Annotated in this window: 14 protein-coding genes; 2 read left to right on the top strand and 12 right to left on the bottom strand. The window is 46.6% G+C overall.

All coding sequences use genetic code 11. The features are described from left to right. Positions 1–111: 111 nt before the first annotated feature. The 4 genes from murC to pepA all read right to left on the bottom strand — a co-directional run bounded on the left by murC (position 112) and on the right by pepA (position 4,163). Complete coding sequence (murC, locus tag HMPREF3093_RS08625; RefSeq protein ID WP_070756597.1) at positions 112–1,443, bottom strand: UDP-N-acetylmuramate--L-alanine ligase; 1,332 nt, start codon at positions 1,441–1,443, stop codon at positions 112–114. Between the two features lie 36 nt (positions 1,444–1,479). Next, positions 1,480–2,328 carry a hypothetical protein gene (locus tag HMPREF3093_RS08620; protein WP_070756572.1) on the bottom strand — a complete coding sequence of 283 codons (849 nt, stop codon included), beginning with the start codon at positions 2,326–2,328 and terminating at the stop codon, positions 1,480–1,482. A gap of 65 nt (positions 2,329–2,393) precedes the next feature. Then, positions 2,394–3,023 carry a YtpR family tRNA-binding protein gene (gene ytpR, locus HMPREF3093_RS08615; protein ID WP_070756571.1) on the bottom strand — a complete coding sequence of 210 codons (630 nt, stop codon included), beginning with the start codon at positions 3,021–3,023 and terminating at the stop codon, positions 2,394–2,396. Positions 3,024–3,083: 60 nt separating this feature from the next. Beyond that, positions 3,084–4,163 carry a glutamyl aminopeptidase gene (gene pepA / locus HMPREF3093_RS08610; protein ID WP_070756570.1) on the bottom strand — a complete coding sequence of 360 codons (1,080 nt, stop codon included), beginning with the start codon at positions 4,161–4,163 and terminating at the stop codon, positions 3,084–3,086. Between the two features lie 205 nt (positions 4,164–4,368). On the opposite strand from pepA, the gene HMPREF3093_RS08605 reads away from it, so the two are divergent. Then, a complete protein-coding gene (locus HMPREF3093_RS08605) occupies positions 4,369–4,701 on the top strand; it encodes a hypothetical protein (protein WP_070756569.1) in 333 nt (110 codons plus the stop codon). Between the two features lie 93 nt (positions 4,702–4,794). Here the strand turns inward: HMPREF3093_RS08605 and pulA are convergent, their stop codons facing one another. Continuing rightward, positions 4,795–6,726 carry a type I pullulanase gene (gene pulA, locus HMPREF3093_RS08600; protein WP_070756568.1) on the bottom strand — a complete coding sequence of 644 codons (1,932 nt, stop codon included), beginning with the start codon at positions 6,724–6,726 and terminating at the stop codon, positions 4,795–4,797. 245 nt (positions 6,727–6,971) lie between these two features. On the opposite strand from pulA, the gene HMPREF3093_RS08595 reads away from it, so the two are divergent. Beyond that, positions 6,972–7,481 (top strand): HXXEE domain-containing protein, encoded by a 510-nt coding sequence (locus HMPREF3093_RS08595; protein ID WP_070756567.1) that lies wholly within the window; start codon positions 6,972–6,974, stop codon positions 7,479–7,481. Between the two features lie 56 nt (positions 7,482–7,537). Here HMPREF3093_RS08595 and HMPREF3093_RS08590 read toward each other — a convergent pair whose 3' ends face one another. From HMPREF3093_RS08590 to HMPREF3093_RS08560, 7 genes are read right to left on the bottom strand one after another with little or no spacing between them, the layout of a single operon-like run. Continuing rightward, the gene (locus tag HMPREF3093_RS08590; protein ID WP_070756566.1) at positions 7,538–8,605 is read right to left on the bottom strand and encodes a hypothetical protein; all 1,068 of its coding nucleotides are present in this window, start codon (positions 8,603–8,605) and stop codon (positions 7,538–7,540) included. Beyond that, entirely contained in the window at positions 8,592–11,066 is a 2,475-nt protein-coding gene (locus tag HMPREF3093_RS08585) for a phosphoenolpyruvate synthase (RefSeq protein WP_070756565.1), read from the bottom strand. The genes HMPREF3093_RS08590 and HMPREF3093_RS08585 overlap by 14 nt, the downstream gene beginning before the upstream one ends. Further along, a complete protein-coding gene (locus tag HMPREF3093_RS08580; RefSeq protein WP_070756564.1) occupies positions 11,066–11,965 on the bottom strand; it encodes a UbiA family prenyltransferase in 900 nt (299 codons plus the stop codon). Before HMPREF3093_RS08580 ends, HMPREF3093_RS08585 begins: the two co-directional genes overlap by 1 nt. Further along, positions 11,958–12,821, bottom strand: coding sequence for a phosphatidylserine decarboxylase (locus tag HMPREF3093_RS08575; RefSeq protein ID WP_070756563.1), 864 nt, complete (start codon positions 12,819–12,821; stop codon positions 11,958–11,960). The genes HMPREF3093_RS08580 and HMPREF3093_RS08575 overlap by 8 nt, the downstream gene beginning before the upstream one ends. After that, complete coding sequence (locus HMPREF3093_RS08570) at positions 12,814–13,443, bottom strand: CDP-alcohol phosphatidyltransferase family protein (protein WP_070756562.1); 630 nt, start codon at positions 13,441–13,443, stop codon at positions 12,814–12,816. Before HMPREF3093_RS08570 ends, HMPREF3093_RS08575 begins: the two co-directional genes overlap by 8 nt. Further along, positions 13,433–15,925 (bottom strand): PEP/pyruvate-binding domain-containing protein, encoded by a 2,493-nt coding sequence (locus HMPREF3093_RS08565; RefSeq protein WP_070756561.1) that lies wholly within the window; start codon positions 15,923–15,925, stop codon positions 13,433–13,435. The genes HMPREF3093_RS08570 and HMPREF3093_RS08565 overlap by 11 nt, the downstream gene beginning before the upstream one ends. Positions 15,926–15,935: 10 nt before the next feature. Further along, positions 15,936–16,526, bottom strand: coding sequence for a CDP-archaeol synthase (locus tag HMPREF3093_RS08560; RefSeq protein WP_070756560.1), 591 nt, complete (start codon positions 16,524–16,526; stop codon positions 15,936–15,938). Between the last annotated feature and the right edge of the window lie 373 nt (positions 16,527–16,899).

The following is a 16,899-nucleotide window of genomic DNA, read 5'->3' as shown; positions in this document are numbered from 1 at the left end:
CTGAAGCAAAGTAAATCAGCCAGTCCAGCAGCATCCCTTAGGACAAGCCGCTAAGAATGGCTGATCGTGATGACTTGTATTGAGTGTTAGGTCTTAGCCGCCAAGTGAGTCTTAGAGGACATTTGGATGTAGGCGGGCATATTCTTTTTCAAAGCGTTGGGCAATCTTATCCACATCACCCGCGCCCATAAAGACAATGACATCGTCCTTATACTGCATAAGTGGAGACAGATGCTCGCTTGAAATAATCTCCACCTCTTGGTCAATTAAGGCCGCCAAGTCTTGAATAGTAACTTCCCCACTTTGCTCGCGGGCAGAGTTGAAGATGTCGCAGAGATAGACTTGGTCTGCTAGGTTAAGTGACTCAGCAAATTCGTTAAGCAAGGCTACTGTCCGGCTAAAGGTATGAGGTTGGAAGACTGCGATACAGCGTTTGTCTGGATAGCGTTGCTTGGTTGCATCAATGGTCGCCTTGATTTCGCTTGGATGGTGGGCATAATCGTCAATGATGGTTAAATCCCCCACCGTCTTAACGCTAAATCGACGTTTGACGCCCGTGAAGGTCGCTAGGTTTTGGGCGATGGCATCTGCCGGGAAACCTTCAAGGGTCAAGACTGTAATAACCGCCAAAGCGTTTAAGATATTGTGCTTACCATAGGTCGGCACATGGAAACGTCCTAAGAACTTACCTTCAAAGGTCACATCAAAGTCAGATCCATCTTGTGTCCGTTCAATATTGGTTGCATAAACAGTAGAGTTGCTGTCAAAACCATAGTAGTAAACAGGAACTGGTGCTTCTAATTGGCGTAGATAAGCATCCTCCCCGCAGGCAATCACGGCTTTGGTGGTTTGGCCTGCAAAACTAGTGAAGGCTGAAAAGACATCCTCAATCGAAGTGAAGTAATCAGGGTGGTCAAAATCCACGTTGGTAATAATGGCATAATCTGGTTCATAGGACAGGAAGTGACGACGATACTCGCAGGCTTCTAGACCAAAGTACTTGGCAGACTCCTGCCCACAACCGGTTCCATCCCCAATCAAGTAAGACAGTGGGGCTAAGTGCTTGAGGGTATGCGCCAAAAGACCTGTGGTAGAGGTCTTACCGTGACAGCCTGAAACGGCAATACTGGTATAACCCTTAATCAATTTACCTAAGAAATGATGGTAGCGGTAGATTGGCAAGCCCAATTCGCGTGCCCGCACCAATTCTTCATGGTCATCCCCGAAGGCATTGCCTGCGATGATGGTCAGGCCAGGTTGAATATTGTCAGCCGAGAATTCCATCATAGGCACACCCGCAGCTTCTAAGCCTTGCTGGGTGAAGAAGTACTTCCCTACGTCACTCCCCTGTACCTTATAGCCTTCTCCTACCAGGATAAGCGCGAGAGCACTCATGCCTGAACCTTTGATTCCCACAAAATGATAGGTTGTTGCTTTGTCCATAATCAACCTACACACGTCCTTTCACTCAATTAATTTCTAGTCTTCAAATAATAAATAGCTGTCCTTGTCCTTACGCATACGGGCCAAAATCTCACGAGAGACCCCGACTTCCGTCACAGCTTGCGATTGCGGTGGCTGATAAGGTTTAGGTAGTTCCTTAGGTTGGAAACGTTCTGCCCGCGCCTGTCTTGCCACTTCCTGGCTATCTCGCCCGTTCTCTAAAATAGACTGGAACTTAGCCTGGGCATCTGAAACCTGCCGTTGGCTGCTGGCCTCATGGTGATCTCGCTCTCTTTGGGCGCTAGCTTGCCAAGCTTGGCGTGAGCGCTGAGAAGTCGGCGCTTCTAAAAATTCATCCAGAACCTGGCGGTCTTGCTGTCGACGGCTAGTTTGGCCTGGCTTGGGCCAGTCATTTTGAGGTCGCCGCTCGGCAGGTGCTACATAGGCACGATCCAAACGGTCAGAATGGGTTTGTGGCAGTCTTAGCTCCTCACCCGGTCGATAGCTAGGCGCGGGACTTTCCTCTTCGATTGGCTCTGACATCATGCGTTCCCGCACCAAATCCGAATTAAAGCGCTGATTTGGGCTACTATTGCGGCGCTCACGGTAGGCTACCCGATAGTCAGCCTCTTCCAATGGCTCCTCTGTCGTAGCTGGCGGTGGTGTCTGACTGGCATCAATCATCTTTTGCGGTTGATCCCGCCAAGGTTGCTCGTGATGATAGACAGGGCGATGGCCCCGACTAGTTTCTTGCTTCTCTTCTAGCGCAGACTTGAATTTGTAAGGGGCGCCCTTGCTTGAAGGCGATTGGGATTCCCGGTTAAAACGTCGGTTATCGTAATTTACATTCCGCTTCTGATAAGCAGGTCCTTGGTAGTCCTTCATAAGCCACCGTCCTTTCATCTTCTGGTCTTGCTTGATGCTGCTAGTTTGATCACCTAAATGGCTAACTAGCCTTGGTAGTGGGCGATGACTTGCTCAAGTGGTGTGCCGACTGCTAAGTCATCTTTCAATACCCAGATTCCTGGTTTATTTTCAATGGCATCCAAACCTAGTTCGCGTGTAGAACAAATCATACCATTGCTGTCAACGCCACGTAATTGGCCTGGCCAAATAATCAAGCCATCTGGCATAACGGCACCTGGTTGAGCCACTAGGACCTTTTGGCCGGCTTCAATATTGGCTGCCCCACAGACGATTTGTAGGACGGTGTCAGCCGCTACACGTGTTTGCGTAATATGTAAGTGGTCACTATCTGGATGGTCAACACACTCTTCCACATAACCAACGACCAAGCGTGGTGAAGCATCAAAGCTAACCGCTTGATCGAAGCCTGCAGCTTGAATACGGGCATTGACTTGAGCCACTTGCTCAGAAGTCAAGGTCACTGGACCCTCTCCAGCCAAGTTCAAGTCTGCCACTTCGAAGAGGTTATAGCCCACAATGGCTTGAGATTGATGATGGCGCAGGGCGGTTACCTGACCTTTGCTATCTGGGTCAATCTCGTGTGAAGAAACTGGGCCACTAGTGAGAAGGAGCACGTCACCGACGCCTCCAGGATTATAGAATGCTAACCACATATGATTTCTTTTCTTCCTTTCGTCTACTTATCTGATATATCAATTCTATTTAAGCTGTCCTTAGACATTGGCGCGAATGGTCGCTAAGGTTGTCTTGTCGAAAGTCTCTAGGACTTTGATGACCATTTCCTTGGCTGCCTCATAATCATCCATACGGAAAAGGGTTTGGTGACCGTGAATGTAACGGGCGCAGACCCCAATGACAGCTGAAGGCACCCCATCATTGCTGACATGAGCGGCACCCGCGTCGGTTCCACCTTTGGAGAAGAAGTATTGGTATGGAATCTTGTGGGTTTCCGCTGTATCCAGCAAGAACTCACGCATACCACGGTGGGTGATGTGGCCTGGATCTTGCACCCGCAAGAGGAAGCCACCCCCTAACTGTCCAAACTTGTCCTTGTTACCATCCGTATCATCGGCTGGCGAACAGTCTACGGCAATAAAGGCATCTGGTTGATAGCGATGAACGGCCCCTTTGGCGCCACGCAAACCGCCTTCTTCTTGAGCGTTAGCCCCCGCAATAATGGTGGCCGCTAGCTCTTTGTCCTTGACTGCCCGCATGGCTTCTAACATCACAGCGCAGCCATAGCGGTTATCCCAAGCCTTGCCGATTAGGGCTTGCTTGTTGGCTGTCCAGACAGTTTCTGTCTTAGGTACAATAGAATCACCAGGACGTACGCCATATTCCAAGGCTTCTTCGCGGGAAGTAAAGCCCGCATCAAATAGGATATCTTCAGGCGCCACTGACTTAGCCGACCCATCCTTGCCCCGTAATAAGTGAGGGGCCACAGATGATGAAATGCAGACATAGTCCCCCTTACGGGTTTGAAGGGTATAGCGTTGAGCTGAGATACTATAAGGGTTCCAGCCCCCAATAGGTGTCACCGTTAAGAGACCATTCGAGGTAATCTGACGGACCATAAAGCCCACTTCATCCATATGAGCTGCCAGCATGAGACGTGGTGCTTCTGGATCCTTGGCATACTTAGTCCCATAGAGGTTGCCAATCCCAGACACTTCGATCTTATCAACTAAGGGTGTCAACTCTTCCTGCAAGAAGCGACGAACCTGCCCTTCATTGCCCGAAATCCCTTGTAATTCGGTCAGATGTTTGATTAAGTCAAAGCCTTGTAATGTCATGCCTGTCGCGGTTGCACCGCTACCTCCTTCGCCATTATAAATAGGTAGATTTTACTCTTTTTATTATCTCACGAGCGCTTAGTAAAATCAATGAATTGTACTCGAATTTGTGTTACACTAAGAGTACGGAGCACAAGCCTGTGCGCCCCCACCTACCGCTCCCTGATGGAGCGCGCACCATGCCTATGAAAGAAGGAAAAACACTATGTCATCTACTCCACGTAAAGGCCTCATCGGTGGCCTCCTACTCTTAACCGGCGCCATTGTCGGCGTGGCTGGGACCCTCTTTTACTTGGAATCCCAACCTAAACGCCCGAGCCGGGTCCTAGCCGAAGTTAAGGCTGAATTTGCTAAACAAGGGCCAATTGAAGGCTCTTGGATTCACTACGTTCCGGTTGAATACCCTGAATTAGAAAGCCAACCTCAAGTTTATATCGGGGGCATTAGCCGCTATGAAGGGGAACATTTGGTTCACTATCAATTCGTCTGCGATATTTACACTGGTCAAATTCTAGACCTCTTCCCTGTAGAAGGCTAACTTAAAGAATCTTTGGAGTCGCTCTGGCGGCTCTTTTTTGCATGCTGACAAACAAAAATCCGACCACTTGAGTGGTCGGATTGATTTGTAGGCTTATTCTGCCTTCTCAACGCGTTCCAAGACGGTCACAGACAGGCCTGGCATTTCGTAGTGACCATTAAGGTCGAAGACTTGGCCTTCTTCCAATGGTGCCGTATAGTCGACGATTACCTTGCGGTAGAGACCATGTGGCAGATAAGTAATTGGCATGCGCCAATCATTGGCATTAATCATAACGAAATAAGCAGAATTCTCATCTTCCAATTGGTAGGCAATGACGCCATCATGTAACTGATAGACAGCCAAGGAGTTGAGAATTTCATCATAAGAGTTTTGGCGGAAGAGTGGTAAGCTCTTACGCAACTTGATTAAGCCACGGACATAATCCACCGTGTCTTGATGTTCCGCTACTCGGTTCCAGTCAAATTGGTTGATTTCATCCGGTGCATTGTAGGTATTCTCTATCAGTCTCTTGGTTCTTAAGAATTCTTGACCAGCATGAATGAAGGGAATCCCTTGCGCCAAGAGGACCAAACTGGTCGCCATTAAGGCTCGACGAACACGAACTTCTTCAGAATCATGCGGATGAGTGTAACACAACTTGTCATAAAGGGTTAAGTCATCGTGGGCCTCAACATAGTGGACGACTTGGTCTGGACTAGCATAAGCCGAGTTAGGAATCCCTACTAAGAGGTTCTGAGCCACTAACTTTTCTAAATCAGGACGTCCATTGACATAGCCGCCTTCTTGCTTGTTGAAGTTACCACCTTTGAGGGCATTACGAATGGAATCGTTAAAGTGAGCCACTCCTGGCATACGGTAGGCATTGTGTTGGGCAGCCTTATCTTCATAAGGCAACATAGTCCCCAGGTTCCAACCCTCGCCTAAAACGATAATGGAAGGATCAATTTCATTCAGGGCTTGACGTACGGCCAACATGGTTTCAACGTCATGAATCCCCATTAAGTCGAAGCGGAAGCCATCTAATTTGAATTCTCGTGTCCAGTAAAGGATGGAATCCAAGATATAGCGGCGCATCATATAGCGTTCAGAAGCGGTATCGTTGCCGACCCCCGTCCCATTAGACAAGTTACCTGCCTGGTCATAACGGAAGAAATAACCTGGTACAATCTTCTGGAAGGCTTGCAAGTCAAACTGATAAACGTGATTATAGACCACGTCCATAATGACGCGCAGACCATTGTCGTGGAGGGTCTTAATGGTTTGCTTGAGTTCTAAAATCCGGCTAAGCGGATTATAAGGATCCGTCGCATAGGAGCCTTCTGGCACATTGTAGTTCTTAGGATCATAGCCCCAGTTGTAGGCTGTTGGTTTGGCTTCTGTCTCATCTACTGTCGCGTAATCATAAATTGGTAATAATTGCAAATGGGTAAAGCCCAGCGACTTAAGATAGTCTAAGCCAGTGATTTGGCCATTAGAGGTATGAGTGCCTGCTTCGGCAAGTCCTAAAAACTTACCTTTGGCTGAAATGCCTGAATCTTCCGCTACTGAGAAGTCGCGGACATTGAGTTCGTAGATAATAGCATCGGTCGCCTTGCCAAAAGACGGCATGCGGTCAAAGCCCTCCACTTGAGTGGCTGATGGGTTGACCACCACACTGCGGTCACCATTAACCACTGCCGCAATGGCATAAGGGTCTTGGCTGCGTTTAAGGCCTAATGAACCATGGTCTAATAGGTAAGTGTAGGCAGTTAAGTGCAAGTCCCCTAAAATCTCGATCACCCAAGTACCGCGTTCACCACGTCGCATGACGTGAGCACTAGCTAAGTTGCTATCTGGCTGGTTGGATTCATAAATTTCAACGGTCACACTCTTAGCCGTTGGTGCCCAAACGATAAAACGTGTTGATTGTGGTGTGTAGAAGGCACCTAAAGGTCCGTCATAGGCAAATTCTTGATCAAAATCAACCGTTCTGACTGCTTTGGTAGCCAATCCCACCGCCTGATTTGGATTTAAATCTGTCACAATATTTCTCTCTCTTTCTATGTATACGTATTCTCACGCATAGTGTACCGCAAACGGTGCTCAGAAACAAGTCTTTAGCCTTACATTTTAGCTCATATCTGATGAGAAAACAACTAATCTTATGCGATTCTCATCTTACGACCCAAAATCTCATCTGGCTGTCTATTTTATACATGCAGTATGATTGAAATACTGGTCTTGAAGCGCTATAATGCAAATGTAAAAGCTGAGGGAGGTAGCAAATTATGGAAAATCTTTTGTGGTTGTTTCCCGTGATTTTTATGCTACATGAGATGGAAGAAATCATTGGTTTTGGTCCATGGTTGGACAAAAATCAAGCGATTTTAGACAAGTACCCTAGAATTGATGCTGCCTATGAACACTTTTCCCCTTCAGGCTTTGCAGTGGCAGTCTTAGAGGAGTATCTAGTGGTGATTATCATCACTGGCGCTAGCCTGTATTTTGCTAACTATCTGGTCTGGTTGGGAGCCTTTATAGCCTTCAGCCTGCATCTCCTCATCCACCTGATCCAAAGCATCCTGATCAGAAAATATATTCCTGCCCTAGCTAGCAGTCTAGTGCTGCTTCTCCCCAGCATCTTGATTATCAAGCAAGTAATCGATCAAACGAACTATAGCCTCCTAAGCCTCCTAATCTGGACCTTGCTAGGGCTAATTTTCATGGTGGTGAACTTGGCTTTTGCCCATCAATTGATGCGGTTAGTGACGAAAACCGTTAAATCTCAGAAATCCTAGTCCCTCTATTTAAAACCATGTAAAAAGCTCGCACTTATCTCAAGTGCGAGCTTTTTTTATAGTAAGAGTTGATAGAGTCCATAAGTATGGCTAGTTCCCTGTAAGTCAGCAGCATAGTGACGTGTCAGTGTATGCTGATGTATTAAGGCGCCAACGGCAGAAGCCTCTCTGGCCTGAGCTTGCTTAAAAATTGGATAGCTCAGTGCTGACCCCAAACCCAAATACTGCGGATCTACTCCTAGGTAGAGTATGATGTAGCGTTTGGCTCGATGCTTAATCCAAAGCAATTTGGCTATAGTAAATAAATTTAACTTTTGATAAACCAAGGCTCCATAGTCTGGCATGGTAATCAGAAAACCCACTAGCTTTTCCTCCTGATAGGCCAACTTAACCATAGAAAAATCCAGAATAAAACGATACTTCTCGAAAATAGCACTAAATTGTGCCCCTTGCAAGGAACGGTAAATAGGAAAATCTCGGTAAAGTCGATTCAAGAGTTCAAAGACTTGTAAGGACACCTCAGTCCAATCCGACTTGTGGGGGGATCGAATCTTAATCCCTGCTGCTAAGGCAGCCTCATAACGCTTAGCTAGTTTTGCTTCCTGGGTAGTGGGACTTACCTTAGGATAGAAATTAGACAGATAGCTTTCGATCAGTTTGAATCCCGCTGCCTCCCAGAGCTTGGGGTAATAAGCCGGCTGATGGGGCTCGCCAGTAAAAGGTAAGTCCTCATGGCCAGATAGCTGCATGCGATAGCCTAACCAAAAACTAGCCTGAACAGGGCCAATGAGTTTTTCAGCCCCTAAGTTGCGGGCCTGATTTGCTATGTAAGCTATAAACTGCTTGGCCGTGTCCACATCATCTAAGGACTCAAAATAGCCTAAGAAGCAAGTGCCATCGACTGGATAATAAGTCAGCAAGCCTCGAATCTGAACTTGCTGGTCTTGGTAACCGACAAAGGCTCTCACTTCTATTTCCGGGCTAAGTGGATGGGTCCCACTAATCAGACTTTCTTCCTCTTCAGGTGACTGCATTAAGTGCCCCTTTCCGTAAAGTTTCTGCGGCAAGGCTAGAAAGTCGACTAGCTCCGGCGAATGAGGCTGCACAGCTTTAATGGTCAGCATGGTCCGCCTCCTCCAAAATGGTTACTTGGCCGCTTAAGCCATCCATCTCAATCCAATCCCCACTTTTCAGCAATTGCGTAGCACCCCGCACATTCACAACTGATGGAATGCCTAGCTCACGCGAAATAATGGCTGTATGAGACAGGAGGGATCCTTGCTCAGCGATGACCCCTTGGGCTTGAGTTAAGAGATAGACCCACCCTGGATCTGTCATTCTGGTTACCATAATCTTACCTTGAGCAGATTCAATGGCTTGAACATCGTCCACTACTAGCACTTGGCCCTTAACTAGACCAGACGAGCAACCAATCCCTTGAAGGTGTTCTGCCCGACTCAATTGGCTACGTGCCTGCCCTGAAAATCGCACAAACTTCTCAAATACTTGACCCAAGAAAACATAGCGGCTGAAGTTTGGTAAGGTCCTGTCACCCGCTAGCTTGGCACGTCTTTCTGCAATCAGGTCCGATACTGAGTGTGGCTGTCTGGCCAATTCAAAGATTTCTTCCTTGGTCAGATAGAAGATGTCTTCTTCTGCCTCTAAATAGCCTTGCTTGGCAAGTTGCGCCCCAATGGCTCGAAAAATCATCCGCATCATCCCATAAATCCGTGTCCGATTTAGTCTTGAGCTTTCTCGGTACTTAACACCAGTCATAGCGCGACGGCGTAAAAAGCCCGTCCACCAACTCCTTGGTCGATTGCTTGCAGCACTTGAGGCTTTTAGGTCAGGAGCGTCTTGCTGGCACGTTTGAACCAGCAAGGATAAGAGGCCTTGTGGATGGGTACGGAAGGTCGGTGTTTCTAGTTTCAGTTCTTCGGGTGCCCGGTCACCAAATTCTTGGATAAAATCTAGGATCTTGGCTACTAAGGGATCTTGTCGATTTAAAAAGTCTGCTGCATCTTCATTTTCTAGTGCCTGACGAAGAGCTTGGTTCTTGGGATCCTTGAGCTCCCCGACTAATTCCTGAAGGGCTAGAGCCGGCCGCATACTTTCAATCTGTTCAATACCGGCAATTTCTGCCTGAACATCTTGTCCATGACGCGACTTTTTCAATAAACCCGTATAGACAAAGGCATAAAGATCATTAATCAAGGTAATATCCCAATGTGCTAGAATCTCATCCTTAAGCTGTACAACTAGAGCTATCAACTGCTCTAAATCCGCATCTGGCGAGAAGCGCTCTTGAAAGACTGCTTGAATCCGGATGAATTCCTGTTCTAGCTGGGCCATTTGCTTAGGCGCAGTGAAAAACTCACGCACGATTCGGCCCATAATCTTAAGTCGTTTCCAAGGCGAGAGATGGACCGGCATGGCCGGTACTTCCGTCTCCCTCACACCCAGCATATCTTGCCAGATAGGAATAATCTTTTTAGAGAAAGGCAACAATTGCAGAAGCTGGTACCAACTTTGAATTTGATAGTAGACTCGACTATTGACTGGACAGAGCATATTCTGGAAGGTCGGCTCATAGGCAGCCAATTCAGCTGCCTCCTTGCCCACCAACCTTTGAGCCAAGCCACGGAATATACTCGCATAGGCTTCTTGAATAAAACTGATAGTTAAGGGTGTAGAGAGACCTGGATAGCTCTCCACAATATTACTATTATCCAGAATGATTTGCTTGCCTTGTGGCAAAGTAGTAATGGGACGAGCCTGTAAGATGTAGAGCCGGTCTCCTTGGAAGGTAAACTCCAAATCCAGATAGGGGCCAAAAAGCGCCATGGCTTGCTGGGCTAAGGATTCTAGGTCCCCTAATTGACTAGTTGTTAAACTTGGGGCGCCTGGCTCTTGTTCCGTATAGGATAGCTGATCTGCCGGATGATAAGTCACCATGCTAGTAGGCACCTTATCTTCTACAATTTGATCACCTAATCCCTGTCCCACAACCACAATGTGCTCGTTGAGAATTCCCTTAGGGTTGGCTGTAAAATAAACACCAGATAAATCTCCCTTAATCATGACTTGAACTAGACAGTTCATCTGAGCTTCTGGCAGGCTAATCCCTTGCTTGAAGAGATAGGTCAGAGCGGATACCTGATAGAGGGACAAGAAAGTATGCTCTAGAGACTGGGGTAAGTGGTCGATTGGGACATCTAGCTGGCTTTCAAATTGCCCGGCAAAAGATGAGACGGCACCGTCTTCAATGCTAGCAGACGAACGAACTGCCAAACGCACCTGACCAGATGGGAAAGTTTGCTTGGCCCAGCTCAGCACAGGACTTAAATCTTCCTTAGCAAAACTCTCTTTAGCCCAAGCCAGTAGTTCTTGACTCAGCTGATCTAAACTTAGATTACCCGACTGATAGGCTGTTTCCTGACTAGCCAGGAAATCCATGCTGTCCGCTTGATCAAAACAGTCAAAGGCAAAGACAGCAAAACTAGGTACTGGTAGCCCTGCTTTGGTCATTTCCATAAGGTGGTAGGCTTTCCCTCCCACTTTCTGGAGATCATAGACTTGTTTCATTAGAAGACTCCCATCAAGAGGTAGACAGCTACTGAGACGACCATGGTGGTCTCAGTAATATAGGTATAACGCTCAACTCTTTCCCGGATATTGAAGAGGGTTGGGTCCTTAATGAACTGCTCAAACTGAACCGTCATCCAGATAACATTAAGAACCAAGACCACGACCCCTACATGAGAAATATTCCAGAGCAGAAGGAAGTTGGTCATAATATCCAGAATAGTGACTACTTCGATGAAACGGGTAGCCTTCTTATAACCGAAGAGCTTGGAGTAAGTCACATATTCTGTCTCATCTTTTGGTGCTCGAATCTTACGACAGACTTCCCAAATCAAGCTTGGGAAGTACATGGTGAAGGCCAAGAGGACGGTCGGAACTGACAATAGGGGCAGATTGTATTTATAACATACGAAGGAAATAGTATAGAGATTCAGAATCATCATGACCGGATTATGGGTCACCAAGGCTAAAGGCAATGAATTCTGAATTTTATCTCGCTTAAAGAACCAGAAAGACATCAAGGTTCCGTAGATATAGAGGAAGAGGAACCAAAAGATATTATTCATGAAGAAGATATTCAAAATAACAGAGACCGTGACGATAAAGGCTAAGGCGATAGCTAAATCCTTCTTCTTGACCCGACCTGACGGCAAAGCTCGATGGGGGAAGAGTCGTTGATCGGTCTCATAGTCCTTGAAGTCATCTGCAATACGTAAAATCATCAAGAATACAAAAATGGTGAAAATCCCAATCAATTCTTGATGGTTGAAATTAAAGCTGGTTACCCCGTCATTTAACAAGAGGACAAAATAAATCTCGAAAAACATAATGGCTGCCACGATAAAACGTGACCCCAGAGGAAACATTTCCTTATAATAAATCGCTAAACGCTTAAACATGTTTAATACCTATCCTTTCACCCATTCTGACCTGGCTTTCGATACCTAAGTCTGAGTAATATCTAATATCTTGGTCCAGCTCAATACGATTAGCTGGATATAGTACCACAATAGTGGATCCACCTAAGCCAAAGTAGCCCTTCTCCTGGCCCCTGACTAGATGAGTTTGATGATGGTTATGAATTCGACCGACTAGCAACGCACCAATTTCCATCTGTAGAACTGGCCCCTCTTCTGTCTCAATAAGACAGTAATCCCGGCTATTCTCACGATAAATCAATCGCTGGGCTTGGGCTACTTCCCGCACACTATGCAACCTGCCCTTGATGCTTTTTTGATGGGTAATCACCCCAGATTCAATGGCTAAATAGCGATGCAAGTCTTCGACCCCTAGACGGAATACTAAGGCTAGCCCACCCTGGAAGTCTCGCGTTAGTTGGTCATCTTCCAATAATTCTGACAAATCATATCTTTGGCCCTTTAAGACCAAACTTAAGTCTTCATGAATATCAAAAACTTGTAATTTGGCGTCGGCTACGGCCAACACTTGCCCCTCTGGACAGACAGGGCGTAAGTCTGGCTGAATTTTCCGCTGGAAAAAGGCTGCAAAGTGGGGATAGGTCCCCTCTTGGTAGTCAGCCAGAGACAGGTCATAGGTCTCTAGGAACTTTCTTACCTTAGCTTTTGACCAAGGCAAGTAATCACTTAGGGTCAGCAGATAGGAGATGCTAGGCCGTGTCAACAGAGGGAGGAGCCATCGCCCCCATCTAGTCTGGTAGAGGCGATTAACCAAGCCTTCTTGATAGACCACAGGCTCTATGACCCGACCACTTTGACGCTGGTAGACCTTAACCATAAGGCAATACCCAAAGCCCGATTAGACTAAGAATCGCTAATAAGGCAAAAGCCAGATAAGCCTTCTTGTTAGGCTTAGGAATGGGCTGATTCCAGACGAATAGGCCGCTTAAGAGAAAGGCTAATCCCAACCAAAGCCAAGTATAGAGTCCAGGCGCCAGCCATTGACCTAATAGATAGCTTAAGGGAAAGCACAAGGCGCCATAAGTAACGGGAACCCCGACAAAATATTGCCCACTCCCCTCATCATGCTTGGCCAAGCGATTAAAGTGCCCCAAGCGCGTCACGGCTGCTAGCACATAGATAATAGCTGGCAAGAGATTGGCAGGTCCAAGGGCCAGCTGAGACATGAGAAGAAAAGCTGGCAAGGCAGCAAAGCTAATCATGTCGCAGAGTGAATCAATTTCAATGCCAAAACGTTCCTGTTCAGGTGTCCGTGGTAAGCGTCTAGCCACTACGCCGTCGAAGAGATCACAAATTCCACTAAGGATAAAGGCCATCATGGCCAGCCGGACCTGCCCTTGTAAGATCCAATAGATAGCTACTAAAGCAAAGGTTGCTCCCAAGTAAGTAAGTATGACCGACTTATCATACTCTCCAATCAAATAGTTTTTAATCTTCATGTAGATGAATCTTTCCTTTCTCTGCATCTAGCGTGACTAGCATGCCCGTTTTGAGCCTCTTGCTTGCTTCTTGGACACAAACCAGAGCCGGAATACCACATTCACGGGCCACAATGGAGGCATGACAGAGTACCCCGCCCGTCTCCGTAATCAGGCCTCCCAAGATGCCAAAGACATAGCTCCAACCCGTATCGGTATAAGCTGTCACTAAAATCTCACCCGGTTGAATGCTAGCTATATCTGCCAAGTCTAAAATCACGCGCACTCGCCCCGTGACCTGACCACTGCTAGCAGGCATACCACTCAAGTAAGCCTCTCGACTGCCTTGTGGGAGCGGTTGGAAATTACCTTCTGTTAAATCTCCTAGCGCCTGACATTTATCATAGGACTGGCAATAATGGCGATCTTGGTTGACTAGTTGCTGTATGTCAATACTTCTATCTTTGTCATTCATGAAGGCTAAGAGATCCCATTTGGTCAGATAGAAGATATCCTCCACTTGCTCTAGGTAGCCTTGTTTAAGATAGGCTCGACCCAAAGCTAGACTAACTTGCCGAATCAGGTGGTAGGCATGCGTTGAGCAATCCTTAAATTCTTCTCGCCACCACAATAAGTGACGTAAGGAGGTAGCAATCTCCTTAATCTTGCGGCTTTGACGTCCTGTCAGGCCACTAGGTAGCCCTTGATCCTTATGCTGTCTGACCAGAGACTTTTGCGCCTTATCATAATAGACATCGTCAAGAACTAGGCGTTGGATTAGTTCAAAAATTTGTTTAGGTTCTTCCATATAACTCGGCACTCTCAAGTCCAGTTCCCGCCTTGAATGATGGCCAAACTTAGCCATAAAATCAGCTAAGGCCTTAAAATCATCCCGCTGCCCTTCCTGCTGTGCAAGTTCTAATAAGCCTGGCACTGTTTGCTGCGTCCAATCGTTTTTTATCAGAGGCCGACTTCGAATCATACTAGCTAAGGCTAGCATTTCTTCTAAAGGCTGGGTATGGGAAATATTACCTAGGTCTGCAATCAATTGAAAGAACTGGTCTTGGCTTAACCATTTGAGTAGCCGTGTCTTTTGCATGGAGAGTTGGACCGTATTGATGTAGGCTTGCCAGAAATAAGTCTGCTCCGTTTTCCTGTAGCAGTCTAAGACGACTTGACGCCAGAGGGTCTCAACTTGTTCCAAGGGCGTTTCGTAACTTAGGATTGCAATCTCGGACTCTAGCTGCTTAAAGTTGTCCTGTAAATTAGTTAAGTTTTCAGGAGCTGCTTTCATGAACTTTTTGGTAAGGCTTTGTGTCTTCCAAGCCACCTTGATGAAGCGTGTCAGAAGACCCAAACTTAACTGACTTCGGTATCCTCTACCCTCGTAATCCTTATTAACCCCTAGCTCATCATCGAAATCCCGTTCAATGTAACCAGGAATTTGCTGCATGGCTACTTTGACTACCCCTAAATTCCAGTAGGGACGAGCATGGTGCCGGCGCATCAAGTCCGGCATAGGACCACTAGGGGCTAAGTCAATGGCCTCCAAGAAGCTCGACAAGGACTCTTGCCAAGCATCAAAGTAGAGACTCCACATGAGATTAGGGCAGGATTGGGCTGCCACACCGCCATCGCGAAAATTAGCTGTCGTCCAACGCCCTTGGCTGACTCGAGTAGGCAGCGTCGTCATAGGGCGAGCCTGAACTAGATAGACTTGGTCACCGCAGGCACACCACTCAACATCCATAGGGCGACCAAAGTGGGCGCTAATAAGCATGGCTTGTTCATGAAGTCTGGCCAGTAGGGCTTGAGATAGACCACTGGCTGCAGCTTGCTTCAAATCCGGCTCATACCAGGCTAAGCTTAATCGCTTTGGATTCACGCGACCACTGACTAACTGCTCTCCCGCTCCCGCTACATACTCAATCAGCATCTCTTGGTCTTGATTGGATTCAGGGTTCAAGGTGAAGTAGACCCCACTATAATCAGGCTGACATTGCTCCTGGATTAAAATGGCTAAGCCAAAGTCCTGCCAGGATTTCTCTTGCCGATGCCAATAAGCAAGGGCTTGAGGTTTAAGTAATGACAAGATGCAAGCTTTAATCCCAGCTGCAATTGATGACATGGTCTGGCAATCTGATATCGAGTCATATTGACCGGCAAAAGAAGTTGTCGACTGGTCCTCCAAGAGAGCACTACTGCGAACAATATAGGTTTTACCGTCCTCTATAAAAATCTCCATAGCTGCCTCCCATTTAGCAGGCAGATTCTGACTTTCTAACTGGTCTTGCGCCACTTTTCGATCTAACTTGAGCCACTTTTCCCAATCTAGTCTTGGGCTAGCTAATTCCGGCCAGCAATCAGCTAGCCAGGTCATAACTTGCTCGGCTGATAGAATAAGTCCATTTGGCACTGGAAGATTGAGCTGCCTCAAACTCAAAAGATGATTAATTTTCCCCCCATAGCTTGGGGTCTGTTTGGCTTGGTAGAGTGTATCCATCTTATTACTCCTATAATCGATTTTGCCTTAATTTCGCTAGATATAGTAGACGATTAACTCCTAAGTGGGTCAATGTCCCTACAAGCAATAGGCCAATGATTTGTGCCCAATTTAAGGAAATATAAAGGTGCAAGACCAAGAGAATCCCGATTAAGGAATCAATCTGATCCAGCAAAATAAAGGGATACTTCCAAGCATCCTCAGCGGTTTTACCCGGTGAAATATCTAGGCGACGCTTGAGATAAGAATTAGGTAATTCAAAAACCACATAGGCCAAACCCAAGAGTATCCCCAGCGGAAAGTTAGTCGCTAGCTTATTCGGATAATGAGCATAAATCAAATGAAGTTTCTCTAAATCCGGCTGACTCGCCAGAAAATAGGACCAAACTAATTGAGCAAGTAAGCCCCAGAACACCATCCCCCAGAATCCTTTCCAAGTCTTATTGGCCCCAAAAAGACGACGACCGTCCCCTAGTAGGCGTCCAGCATCAATGGGTTGGTTGACTGAGTCTAATAGGGAAGATTTACAAAATATCATATTAGCAATACCTGCCAATATGACTGGCATAAGGGTCAGATAAAGAGAGAGAATCATGGACATGCTGCGTCATTCCTTTGAACTAATATAAGAACCAAACTGGCCGCACGAAAAGCAGCTAGTCGGCCATCTCCTTGAAGAGAAGATAAGGAGCGATATACAAAAAGAAGCTAGGTCCCCCCAGCCTCCGCAATCGCTACTTAGACCTCGTCCCTCTTGGAAGAGCTAGCGAGCTAGTCTGAGCTGACTAAGTCTTGGCTTGCAAATCTTCATACAAAATAAGGGAGGGTCTGACTTATTATTTCTATAGTATACCATCAACTCTATAATGAAAACAATATAAAACACATATTCCTTACCGTGCTTATACGCTAGATATCCTATATTATAGGGATTTGAAGCTAATTACTGTGATAATTTAGATTGGTATTTCATT

The organism is Abiotrophia sp. HMSC24B09, assembly GCF_001815865.1.
Classification (GTDB): Bacteria; Bacillota; Bacilli; order Lactobacillales; family Aerococcaceae; genus Abiotrophia.
Note: the sequence above shows the minus strand (reverse complement) of the source record. Positions and strands in the feature narration are given on the sequence as shown.